This is a genomic window from Photobacterium lipolyticum (assembly GCF_003026475.1).
GTDB classification, from domain to species: Bacteria; Pseudomonadota; Gammaproteobacteria; order Enterobacterales; family Vibrionaceae; genus Photobacterium; species Photobacterium lipolyticum.
On sequence record NZ_PYMC01000009.1, the window covers coordinates 25,987 to 38,821 of the forward strand.

8 protein-coding genes and 2 pseudogenes are annotated in these 12,835 nt (G+C 43.3%); 5 read left to right on the forward strand and 5 right to left on the reverse strand.

What is annotated here, in order from left to right:
* Nucleotides 1–261 precede the first annotated feature (261 nt).
* Nucleotides 262–1,436, forward strand: a pseudogene (gene cqsA / locus C9I89_RS13400) (alpha-hydroxyketone-type quorum-sensing autoinducer synthase).
* Between the two features lie 66 nt (nt 1,437–1,502).
* On the opposite strand, the gene C9I89_RS13405 reads toward cqsA, so the two are convergent.
* From C9I89_RS13405 to C9I89_RS13415, 3 genes are all read right to left on the reverse strand, one after another.
* Nucleotides 1,503–3,563 (reverse strand): ATP-binding response regulator, encoded by a 2,061-nt coding sequence (locus C9I89_RS13405; protein WP_170107699.1) that lies wholly within the window; start codon nt 3,561–3,563, stop codon nt 1,503–1,505.
* 329 nt (nt 3,564–3,892) lie between these two features.
* Entirely contained in the window at nt 3,893–4,768 is an 876-nt protein-coding gene (locus tag C9I89_RS13410) for a 6-carboxytetrahydropterin synthase (RefSeq protein ID WP_107283848.1), read from the reverse strand.
* 115 nt (nt 4,769–4,883) lie between these two features.
* Complete coding sequence (locus tag C9I89_RS13415; RefSeq protein WP_107283849.1) at nt 4,884–5,261, reverse strand: SpoIIAA family protein; 378 nt, start codon at nt 5,259–5,261, stop codon at nt 4,884–4,886.
* Between the two features lie 220 nt (nt 5,262–5,481).
* Between C9I89_RS13415 and C9I89_RS13420 the strand changes: the two are divergent.
* A pseudogene (locus C9I89_RS13420) lies at nt 5,482–5,706 on the forward strand (helix-turn-helix domain-containing protein); the annotation flags it as partial.
* A 114-nt stretch (nt 5,707–5,820) separates the two neighbouring features.
* On the opposite strand, the gene C9I89_RS13425 reads toward C9I89_RS13420, so the two are convergent.
* Entirely contained in the window at nt 5,821–6,555 is a 735-nt protein-coding gene (locus C9I89_RS13425) for a DNA/RNA non-specific endonuclease (RefSeq protein WP_107283850.1), read from the reverse strand.
* A gap of 502 nt (nt 6,556–7,057) precedes the next feature.
* Nucleotides 7,058–8,371 (reverse strand): anaerobic C4-dicarboxylate transporter family protein, encoded by a 1,314-nt coding sequence (locus C9I89_RS13430; RefSeq protein WP_107283999.1) that lies wholly within the window; start codon nt 8,369–8,371, stop codon nt 7,058–7,060.
* 412 nt (nt 8,372–8,783) lie between these two features.
* Here C9I89_RS13430 and C9I89_RS13435 point away from each other — a divergent pair, with 412 nt between their 5' ends.
* The 3 genes from C9I89_RS13435 (at nt 8,784) to C9I89_RS13445 (ending at nt 12,488) form a co-directional block, all read left to right on the forward strand.
* A complete protein-coding gene (locus C9I89_RS13435; protein WP_107283851.1) occupies nt 8,784–9,731 on the forward strand; it encodes a LysR family transcriptional regulator in 948 nt (315 codons plus the stop codon).
* A 177-nt stretch (nt 9,732–9,908) separates the two neighbouring features.
* Nucleotides 9,909–11,018 (forward strand): NAD/NADP octopine/nopaline dehydrogenase family protein, encoded by a 1,110-nt coding sequence (locus C9I89_RS13440; protein WP_107283852.1) that lies wholly within the window; start codon nt 9,909–9,911, stop codon nt 11,016–11,018.
* Nucleotides 11,019–11,081: 63 nt separating this feature from the next.
* The gene (locus C9I89_RS13445) at nt 11,082–12,488 is read left to right on the forward strand and encodes a YfcC family protein (protein WP_107283853.1); all 1,407 of its coding nucleotides are present in this window, start codon (nt 11,082–11,084) and stop codon (nt 12,486–12,488) included.
* The last annotated feature ends 347 nt before the right edge of the window (nt 12,489–12,835 follow it).

The window sequence follows — 12,835 nt, forward strand, 5'->3', positions numbered from 1 at the left end:
CTGGATGCGAAACAAATTAACACAATAGCAAAATATTCGTGTCAACATGCTCTCGGTAAACAGCGACCAAAACATCCGCCTCCTCTAACTAAGATTAGTGATATCAACAATATCCTTCTTCAAATCACAGCGTTATAACATAAAAAACAGCAAGATAGCTTTTCTTGCATCTCTAATGGATCAAGAAAAACAGTGTGATACTGCAAAACGGCCAGACGTCAAATGGACTATGGCTACACACTTTATTTTGTGAGGTTTAATATGATTAACAACGTAAATAAAAATAGAACGCTGCCAGAATTCATAAAAAAAAAGTAGACCATCATCTTAGCGAGTTGATCTACCCGAGAAAAAATAAAAAGCATTTAGTGCTGGGAAAAAAGCCAACAGAAGAAGCGGTTTTACTCCAAAGCAACGACTACCTGGCAATCTCTAACCACGACACAATACGTAATGCTCAGATCGATGCACTTATAAAAACCGATAAGGAAGTCGTGATGTCCGCTATTTTCCTCCATAAAGATGGCGAAAAAGATAGCTTTGAACAACAACTTGCAAGTTTTACAGGCTATGAGCACTGCATTCTTTCTCAATCAGGCTGGGCGGCCAATATTGGCTTAATTCAAACTATCATCCCTGCCAACACACCGGTTTATATTGATTTTTTTGCCCATATGTCTCTTTGGGAAGGAGCAAGAACTGCCAATGCTGCCATCCATTCATTTCTTCATAATAATGTAAAACATCTTGAAAAAATGATTAAAAAGCATGGCCCGGGGCTTATTCTGGTCGATTCGGTCTACAGCACGCTTGGTACTATCGCTCCAATTACAGAAATTGTCGCAATCGCAAAGAAATATGGTTGTGCCACCGTGGTCGACGAATCACACTCGCTGGGTACTCATGGCCTCAACGGTTCAGGGTTGGTTGCAGAATTAGGTCTAAGCAAGGATGTTGATTTTATCACCGTTAGCTTAGCGAAAAGTTTTGCTTACCGTGCTGGCGCTATTTTATGTAGCGATAAAGTCGGTCAATGTTTCCCTTTTGTAGCCCATCCGGCTATTTTCAGTTCCGCATTGCTTCCTCATGAAGTTGAGGTATTAACAGCCACGCTAGACCTAATTAAAAAGTGTGATCAACGAAGGAAGCAGTTATTTTCTCAGACAAGTAAATTGAAAAATGGCTTAGAAGAACTCGGTTTTCGTATTCAAAGTCAGTCTCAAATCATTGCCTTGGAAACAGGCTCCGAAGCAAGAACTGAAGTAATACGTGATCTGCTTGAAGCAGATAACATTTTTGGCTCGGTATTCTGCCAGCCTGCCACTCCCAAAAATCGTAATTTGATCCGGTTTTCTGTGAACAGCAGCCTAAGCGATGATGATATCGGAAAAATACTCTTAGCCTGTGACAAAGTAAGGAGAGTGCTTAATAAGTAACTAATATTGGCCCTTGAAGACTGAGTTTTGTTTTCAAGGGACTGCATATACCAAAGCAACCATGAGTTAAGTCCAGGACGCAACTTTAGAAAGCAAGTGCTCTTTCGATGTCGGTTTTAGTAAATAATCATTCATGCCAGAATCTGTGATATCTTTTATTACCTCTTCACTCATATTCCCTGTAAAGCAGATAATCGGCACTTGATTTTGCTCTTTAAACCGTTCATCACTTCGGATCTGTTTGGCGGTTTCTATTCCCCCCATATATGGCATTTCCAGATCCATTAAAATCATGTCAAAACGATCATTTTCCAAATAATCGAGTGCCACGCAACCATTCTCTGCATGTACAACCTCGTAACCTTGCTTTTCGAGTAAAAGACCTGAATAGGTTCTCAGGGAAACATTGTCATCCACAATCATAATTTTTTGCTTATTATTAACCGCTGACAACACGTCAGTTTTGTATTCTTCAACTGGCTCAAAGAACAGCTGATCCAGCTTATTTATAAGGTAATATCTGTTCGCTTGCTTATCAAGCAACTCAAACGGGATCATACGGTTAAATCGAACTTCATTAGGCATAATACGGCTGTACAAATAAACAATACGCGCTTTTAACATCTGTAATTTGTTTTCGATTAATTCGAAGCTTTCTGCGTTTTTGGCTATGCACTCTAAATCAACCACGATGACGTCAACAGCTAACTCACTCTCGTCCATGTCAACAAACGCATCACCTTTTGCTGACGTAAAATGGTAACCACGATAAAAAGCATGCCCCTGTAATGTTGAATATATATCGCTTTTAGTCCCGACATACAGCATCTTCTTGGTCGCCAAAAGATCGGACTTCAATCGTGCTGTCTTTTCAGAATTATATTTGGGCAAAATGATACTGAACTCGGTCCATTCCGCTAATTTAGAACGACAAGCTATCTCACCACCAAATGCCGTAATCACTTTTTTACAGAACGGAAGGCCAAGGCCAGAACTTCCTTTTTTACCCGAGGTATAAAACTCATCAAAGATATGCTCTTGATCTTTCTTCGCGATTCCTACCCCCGTATCTCTGACTCGGATAATATTGCAATTCTCTTCAACAAGCAGACTAATACTAAGACTAAAACCCTTTTTGCTTTTGTAATAGAGCGCATTTTTCAACAAATTAAAGATTACATAGCGAAGCAACACATCACTTCCCAAAAAATCACTGTCTTTCTCATAATCAAATCGAACCAGCTTCTTATCTGCAGGTTTTTTATATCCGTAGCTCTTAAGAGTCAGTTCAATAACATGTCTGATGGAATATCTTTTAAACGTTTTATTAGATATTTCTTGATTGTTAATTGAGCTAAGCAACAGGTTAATGGTTTCATTACCACCGTCGATTACAGCTAAACTATCCTTAATTATTTCGCCAATTTTTATCAGGTTTGCCTCCGAGATCACATGCTCAGAATTAGCATTATGACGACCCTTTTTAGGAAGCAGTTCGTTAACCACTTCAATAGAGCTATATACGGAACCAAGCGGATTTCTCATTTCATGGGCAATAGCAGCACTGAAAGTTCTTGCAAACAGTATACGTCCTTCGTGTTCGACCTGATTACGATAGTTAAATACAATCCCCCCCATATAGGCGAAGACAAAAACAACTATATATGGCCACTCGAAATGAAAATGCGCAGCATAACCATCGAGCAAAAAAACTGAAACAAAAGCACAGACAAAACTGAAAACAGAAGCGATTAAAATGACAAGCCAATCATATACCAGCAGTATCGACAGAAAAATACTCGCCAGAAACGACATCATCCATACCACTGACCAGTCATTTTTGAGCATCATGAAACAAAAAAAATAAGGTAGGCATATACTCACGGCGATTAAGAAGTACAGATGCTGATATTTCTTAAACCGAGAAGGCATATAGTCTTTTATGATAAAGGGAATGAAGAGCACACTACAAAAAATTCGCAGTGGTAAATTTTCATAAGCTTGCGGAAAAACATATTGCCAAAGGATGTAGTAAGCAGGAAAACCTAATACGCCAAATAGCCCTACAAGGAGCAGGTTGGGCTCAGCATACTTATAAATTTCCTTTGCTTTTTGATTGAGGTACATTAAATCCCCTGATTGTATCATCACCCCTAAGATCAATCCTCAGGCTGATAGTTGTTACACGCCCCATATAGCCATTATGATATATAACTCACTGAAACTTAGATAGTATTAATTCGTAACGTAGTCGTAATGTTATTAAGATTTGATTAAAAAGAACATCTATTCTGATAAAGGCCAGTAATACACACTATCACAGCAAAAAACGTATCCCTATTGAAAGAATCAACCACCTCTGTCAAACAAAAAATGCCTCTCATCGTACTGTTATCTAGTGAATAACAGGGATCGAGAAGCATTTTTATCTGCAAGAACCTATGGTGCTAAATCAATCAGGCCGACGCCATGGCACCTTTACCTACACCTTCATACGCGACAACTTCCAGTGACTCGCCATGTAATGACTTATTCACCTCTTTTGCGATGTAATGAGCCAGAAGCTCAACCGTGGTGTCGGTATCAATGACTTCCGTTTCTGATTTGGCAATAGCCAATTCAAACTCGCCTTGCTCAGTGGTATAGCGGAAACCGAAATGCTTATCGTCTGACAAACCTGCTGCGTAGTCGCTCAGGTTCAACTCAGAGACAGTAACCTGATCTTCTGCGGTTCCCAGATAAATGTCTTGCCAGCGCTGTGCCCACTGTTGTTCCAGCGTATCACTTCGTACGCCGTTAACAAAGAGTTCAACCGGAGAACGGTGACCGTGAGCAATTCGCTGACAGTTACCATCATGCTTTTTCAGGCCATGAGTATAGTGATAAAACGCACCATTAATTTTTTCCTGGCGCAGGGTTAGCTCCAGCCCTTGCACATTGGCAGGTAGCTTACCGATTAATACCTGGTGAAGATGTCTGGTAACCGATTCAATCGTTACTTTCTCATCATCGATCAGGCAATAAGCCTGTTCCGGGCAATGTAAGTGAATACTTTTATCACCACGCAGCAAGTCTACTGTGGCATAGCCATTCTTACTCTGACTCATTTTTACATTAACATTTTTCGTCGGCACAATTAGGCGATGATCAACATACTGATCCACCAGCTGTTTGATTTGCTTTTTGACTCGGCTAAAATCGAGCACCATACTCATTTCATTCAGCTCGCCCGACATCACCACATCGAGAATCCAACTTTCACCAACCATGCCGCGCTCCTCGCACAGGTATGAGGCGTCGATAACGGTAAGATCTCTGACAAATAGCTTCAAACTGAAGTCCTTTCTGATAATGGTTGTCGTTTAACTAAGCCGGGCATTATACCCACCTGAAATGCGTAGTAAACCGGAGCCAGAAAGATCATCCACTCTTTACACCCAAACCTCCTTACTCCCTCAACCAGGCTAAACCTTTCATCGGCTCTTCAAAATACTTCACCTCACCGGAAATAAACCAACTGCCGGCATGAGCCATCACATCCAGCCATCTCTTATTACCGTAGACAGCAATTTTGCTGAACTTCTTACCATGCTTAAGGCTCAGCTTTAAATCATCCCAGGCAGCCTGTAGCTCCCAGCCTTCAAACTCAGAACCATCAAAAAAAATATTAACCGTCGGCTCGCTGATCCCTTCAAGCACCTTATCCATCTCCGGGGTGATCTTTTCTAAATCAGCATGTGTTAGCTTCCCGATAGCTTTCAGTTCCATCAGGAAATTATCATCGTCGCGCTCAACCACCATAGTTAAACCATGTGAATCCGCCATATAGCCTCCTTAAGTCATGCCTCTGGCTTCTCGGGTACTCACCCTATTCAACAAGTACCCAACTCAAAGATTAGACTACTGTGTCGTTGGTTATACCAAATCTATTAATTATTCAACCTTTCAGATAATTAATGGATTTTGTATTGCGCGGCTTTCAGCGATTTAGCCATCACATTCCACACCATTTTGCGGTGATTTATGGCTCAGAGCCGACACACAAGCCAGTGAAAAAACGATCAGCCGTATATTCAGCAAAGAGACGGGCATGCCGTACCAGGCGTGGCGACAGCAATGGCGCTTGATGAAAGCGATTGAGTTACTTGCAGAAGGATGCAGTGTTTCGCATGTGGCGTTTGCCCTGGATTTTTCCAGCGATAGCGCCTTTATCAGCTTTTTCAGAAAACAGACCGGTGGAACACCAAGCCAGTACATCAGACAAACGTAATAACAGTACCGAAAAGAATAAATAAGATTATGGGGCAAATTGTCAATAGCCCGAAAGCAAGCTTGCCCCATTTAACCTATATAACAATACAGAATTGATTACTTAGTATCGTAATTACCACATTTCCCACATGACAGATTCGATATCATTCTCAACGCTGTCTGGTAGCTCACTGAAAAAATCGAGGTTGGTTAGCTGCTCTACTTCGTCAACAGTGGTAATAAAAGTGACAAGTTCTGATGAAGAGACCTTTCTGTGTGGAACAATAAATGCGATCGCATCATTGTAATATGGGTCTAAGATGACTTTATAAAAACGACTTGGAATATAGACGCCATTACCAATGTACGTTTCATTTCCATCCCAGATCGGGCCTGAGACAACATAAAGCTCACTGTAGTCATTCGCCCATTGTCGAACTTTTTCCTCAAGTCCTTTCCAACCACCACGATTAAAGCCTGGTAATTGCGGCGCCATATTAGACATTAAAAAACTTTGCTTCATCGATTCTTGAGTAAAATCCATGGTACCTGATGGTGCAAGGTGACCCCGATCATAGCCTGTTGCTGTGTAGTCATTACTTACTGCACGGTAGGCATCAGGAAGCTCTTTATCGGTGGTAAAATTATTAGATCGCTCAAAAAAAGCATTCACACTGTCTTTCGTGATGTGATAAGCCACCCAGTCAGAAACTTTAGTTTGGTAATTATAACCGGCAGCATAGCCATCGCGGCAAAGAATTTGGTCGCTATCGCTCGGTGTGCCTTTGTCCAGATGTTGATTACAGACGGCGGCTGAAGCAGTCGCAGATAGCGCAAGAGTAAATATCGCAAATAATAGATGTTTCATGTTGTGTCCTTTTGTTATATTTAGCTGTTATATAGGACGGGGGATAATATCAACATTATCAATAATTAATATTGATTGACGAATAATTCGTGACATTCATCTTACGACGATTAAAAGGAGTGAGAGAAACCGCACTTTATCAACAACATTAAGCACTTAATTATATTAAATAACAAATGCACAACTGAAAATTCATTTTCATCAAACACGTATTTGTCACACTTACTCGATAATTTAAATAAGACTGCCGCTCTTAACCAATAATCAATCAATTGCTTATGTTGGTGTTAATCAGTAATAAGGCTCTGAGTGCCATTCAGAATAATCGATATATTTATTATTAAACCTGATCATGGGGATCTTACTCATATAAGAACGCCAATAAGTTAAAAGCACTGAAATTACTCAGTGCTTTTATATAATTAAATCTCGCGAATATTGACGTTAAGATCACATAGCATCATGAGATATTTGATCACTAACGACTTACAAGAACGTCGTATTACAACACAATCCCGGCAAAAATGAAGCCGAAGATAATACTGAACACCATGCTCAATAAACCCGGGATCATAAAGCTGTGGTTGAAGATATATTTACCAATATTGGTGGTTCCCGTGCGGTCAAAGTCGATAGATGCGATGATCGGACCGTAGTTAGGAATAAAGAAGTAACCGTTAACTGCTACAAAAGTCGCAATAATGACTGCTGGTGGTAGACCCAGCGTGATCGCCACAGGTACCAGGACTGCAGTCGTTGCACCCTGGCTGTTCACCATTACAGACAAGCCAAACAACGCAAATGCAAAAGTCCATGGTGCCACTTCAACCAAACCAGCTACTGTTTCTTTCACCATTGCACCATGACCACCGATAAGCGTATCACCCAGCCATGCGATGCCGAAGATAGCCACGATTGCACGCATACCGGCATGAAATACAGAACCTTGCGTAATCGCATAACCATCAGGCTTGCAGATCAGAATGATTAGTGCCGCAACAGAGAGCATCACAATTTCAATGGTGTGTGCCATGCCCATCGCATGGCCATCAAAACTCGGACGCAATGACGGGAAAGCCCCCATCACAACAACCGCAAGTGCGCCAAACAGGAACAGAGATACTGCTTTTTTTGCTTCGGGCTTGATCTCAATTTCCGCTACCTTCACCTCTTCTTCCATTTCCTTACGGAAAGCAGGATCTTCCAGACGGCGAAGGTATTCAGGATCTTCATTCAGCTCTTTACCTAGCTTGTTAACAATCACACACGCAGCCGTTAGGCCGAGGAAAGTGGCCGGAATGGTTACCATCAGCACATCGGCGAGGGTAATACCCTGAGGCTCAAGGAACGCAACTAACGCGACCACCGCGGCGGCAATCGGACTAGCCACAATCGCAAACTGAGATGCGATAACTGCCATGCCCATAGGGCGCTCAGGACGAATACCGCTACGACGGCTTACTTCAGCAATTACCGGCAACACAGAATAAGCAACGTGACCGGTACCCGCCATCATGGTGAATACATATGTCACAATCGGCGCAATAAAAGTGATTTGACGAGGATTTTTACGCAAAATATTTGACGCAATTTTGATCAGAAAATCCAGACCTCCGGCAGCCTGCATGGAAGCGGCAGCAGCGACGACGGCCATGATCATTAACATGACATCGATCGGCGGGCTGGTCGGTTGTAAGCCAAACACAAAACTCAATATCGCCAGACCAACACCACCCATCACGCCCAGACCGATCCCCCCGATACGGGCACCAATCAAAATACAGACAAGTACAATAAGAAATTCAATTACAAACACATCAATCTCCTTGATGACAACGTTTAAAAACAGCATGAAAACTCAAGTTGCACATGTTATTAGTTTTATATCAATAACAATCAAACATTCATCACACAAACCATTAATAACATTATTAATAAAGTGGTTATTTTTGTTTTGTCCATTGTGTTGTTAATAATTAAACTGGAAATTGTATTTTATTCTTTAAAAAGATGTTTAGTAGATAGGTGGCTGATAGATTTATAACTGACACGATAATAATTATTGAATACACGGGCATACAGCCTCCCCGGAAAGCCTCGATAATAGTCACCACAGCAATATTATGAGAATTGACCCACAGCACTTTCTTATTTTCAATTATGAATAGAATTGGTATATACACCCAGTTCTGTTAGCGTTAGCTATCCAAAATCAAGAACTGACTCACATGAAGCTCTCACAACTCAATGCCTTTAAAGCCGTCATTGAATGTCAAACCGTTACGGCTGCAGCAGAACGGTTGAATTTAAGCCAGCCGGCTGTCAGCCGCTTACTGTCCGGCCTAGAGCAGAGGCTGGGATTCGATCTTTTTCTTCGAAAAGGAAACCGCCTGGTATTAAGTGATGAAGGGCAAGCTTTTTACCTTGAAGTGGCCAAAGTGTTCGAGGCCGTCACCGGATTGGATCATGCCGCAGATTCCATTCGCTCGCATCGATTTGGCAGCCTGAATATTGCGGCGATGCCATTACTGTCAAATGCCTTTCTTCCCCGGATCCTGGCAACATTTTTAAAAGACTCGTCCCGGATGAAGGTAGGGTTTAAGACCTACCGCTCAGAGGATGTCATACGCCGGGTTCAGAGCCAGACTACCGATATCGGCTTTGCTTTTGTCGATGAATATCTTGCCGGAGTCAAAGCACAGAAAGTTGAATGTGAATGCGTCTGCTTGTTACCGGCACAGTCACCGCTGGCAAGAAGAAACGTGATTGATATTTATGATATTGCCGGCCAGCTATTGATACGCCATGAAAAGGATGTCACCCAGCGGCGCATTGATGCCTTACTGCGGCGTTATGATCTGACCACCATTGAACACATTGAAGTTTCATTTGCCAGTACTGCCGCCGCATTGGTTCGGGAAGGTGTGGGCATAGCAATCACCGATCCGTTTACCGCCCACATGGCCAGCGAACACAAAGATGTTGTAATGCGCCCGCTGGTCTTCTCATTACCGTTTGAGTTCGACATTCTATATCCTGCCCTTAAGCCTGTTCATCGCCATGCCGAACAGTTCATCGAGCAGTTTCTGTTGCTCGCCGATGAAATGGATATTCACCTTAAAATTGGTCCGATACGCGATCTCGATGAAGCCGACATGGGCCCAGGTCACAGATAGCCGGGAAGTAGGCCTCTATAAAAAAACAAATATAAACGATTAATAACAATGAATTAAAATGAAGCCTACCGCCAACTATAACTTTTTTGCATACTGCCTTAGCCGTTCTGCATTGGGCAAAAACGCCCCTTCTTCCTTAGTCTGATTTCACCAGGAAACATAACGATAGGAAGAACGATGAACGCTAGAGTATCCATCATAGGTTCCGGCAATGCGGGGTTAACCGCGGCGTACCATTTTTCGCTTCATGGCGCACAAGTATGCTTGTTTGGTGCCAAAGGCTTTGACCAACCACTTACCGATATCGAGCAACGCGGCGGCATCGCGGCTTTAGCCGAATTTAACGGCGTGCCCCTGACCTACTCAGGTTTTCAGCCCATTGATAAAGTAAGCAGGGATCTGGCAGAGACAGTTGCTTATTCTGATCTGCTGATTTTACCTGTCCCTTCCTTTGCCCAAGAGCCTTTATTTGTCGAAATGCTGCCTCACCTGCGCGACGGGCAAGTTATCATGTTGATGCCGGGTAACTACGGCTCGCTGGTACTCAATCGTATTAAAGCAGAGCAAGGTTATGCCGATCTCGATATTACGTTTGTCGATGCCATCTCGATCCCATGGGCAACCCGTATCGTCGGCCCAGCAGAAATTGCCATTTTAGGCATGAAAGAGTTTCTGCCCGTTTCAGCCTTGCCTGCCAGTAAAACCAGCTGGGCCATTACACGGCTTCAGGCCGTGATGCCTTTACCACTTCGCGGCTTGGCGAACGTGATCAGTGCCGGAATGGAGAATATTAATTTTGGTGGCCATCCGCTACTAACCACGCTCAACATGGGATTGCTTGAGAACTTTGACGGCCAGTTTAATTACTACAAAGACTGCTGTTCCGTATCAACCGCCAAAGCAGCAGCGGTGATGGAGCATGAACGCCAGTCAGTCGGTAAAGCACTGGGGCTGGAACTGATCCCTGAGCTTGAGGCCATGAATGCGCTCTATGCAATGCAATGCGAGAGCGTTTATGACGTTAACCGCACTTCAGAAACTCACGGTAAGTTAAACAGTGCCCCTAACTCCGCCAGTAACCGCTACATCACAGAAGATGCCGCGTATCTGCTGGTACCTTGCTATGAGTTAGGCAAACTCGCCGGGGTAGAAACACCATTAGTCACATCCTGCCTGCACATTGATAACGCTTATAACGATATTGATTACTTCAAGGAAGGCCGAACACTGGAAAAAATGGGACTTGCTGGTATGTCCGTTAAAGCAATCATGGACTTCGTAGCATAAAAAAGAAGGTGGAATACCACCCAAATTGTGGGGCGATTTGCCCCACTCAATGAGGACATCCTGATGACGAAAATTAAATTTCCCTCTGCCTACACAATTTTAATGATATTGACCGTTTTAATGGCAGCAATGACGTGGGTGATACCCGCGGGTCAATACCAAATGGAGAAAAACGAAACGCTGGGGCGCATGGTGCCTCAGGTAGGATCTTATCAAACCGTAGAAGCTAACCCACAAGGGATAGTGGAAGTGTTAATGGCGCCCATTCAAGGTTTCTACGATCCATCAAGCTACGCAGCTCGCGCCGTTGATGTCGCCTTGTTTGTCCTGGTCATTGGTGGCTTTCTTGCAGTCGTCACCCGCACAGGTGCCATTGATGCCGGTATTGCTGGCACGATGAAACGTTTAGGCGGGCGCGAAAAATGGATGATCCCAATTCTAATGGGATTATTTGCGATGGGCGGCACAGTCTATGGCATGGCGGAAGAGACCATTCCTTTCTATGCCCTGTTAATTCCGGTAATGATTGCAGCTGGCTATGACAGTATTGTGGGTGTCGCCATCATCATGGTGGGTGCGGGTATTGGCTGTTTAGGTTCGACCATTAATCCGTTTGCAACAGTTATTGCGTCTAATGCCGCTGAAATCAACTTCATGGAAGGCATCATCTTACGCGCTATTATTCTCGCGTTAGGTTGGATTGTCTGTGTTGTCTATGTAATGCGTTATGCCGATAAGGTGAAACACGACCCGTCAGCATCGATTGTGGCTCATCAGAAAGATGACAATGAACGTCATTTCCTACACAGTAAAGAACAGCAAGCGCCAGAGCTAACCGGCACCCGAAAAACGGTATTAGCGATTTTCGGCCTGACCTTTGCTGTGATGATGTGGGGCGTTTCGGTGGCTGGCTGGTGGATGGCAGAACTATCTGCACTGTTCATCGGATCCAGTATCATCGTTGGTTTTGTCGGCCGGTTATCTGAGGTCGAAATCACCGATAGCTTTGTTGACGGCGCGCGAGATTTATTAGGCGTGGCATTAATCATCGCCATCGCCCGCGGCCTAGTGGTTGTAATGGATAATGGCAATATTACCCACACTATTCTCAACTATGCAGAAGGTCTATTAGGCGGACTGCATGAAATCGCCTTCATCAATGCCATCTATTGGATTGAAGCCGTGCTTTGTTTAGTGGTGCCTTCATCTTCAGGTCTGGCCGTACTTTCTATGCCAGTGCTTGCGCCATTAGCTGACTTTGCCGGTGTCGGTCGTGAATTAGTTGTCACCGCATTCCAGTCAGCCTCTGGCCTGCCGAATCTTGTGACCCCTACGTCGGGAGTTGTCATGGGTGGATTAGCCATTGGTCGCGTAGCCTATTCATCATGGCTCAAGTTTATCGGCCCATTAATTGGCATTCTTAGTGTCATGGTAATGGCCCTGCTAAGTTTAGGGGTTGTATTAGGCTAAATAAACCCTGTCTCCAAGAGGGCTTCGGCCCTCTTTTTCCGCCGATCTATTTATCAGCTCACCGTCACTTCTAAACCCCGAAACTCATCCTCAACGTTTCCCCTTCCAAATAAAACCACATCAGTTGGCGATGGCTTCGGCCAGTAGTGCGCCTTCAAGTGATGAGAAACTTATCTTGATAATGTTAAGTGGTTAAAATTCAAACGATTGGAAAAAGTCAATTTTGGTTCAAAACCAACCCGAGGCTTGTAATATGTTAGGATTAGTAGCATATTGATAACTAAGATTTAATTTTATTATCAATATAATTGATCGCAGATATTAAAAATATACATGCAGGAGCGATA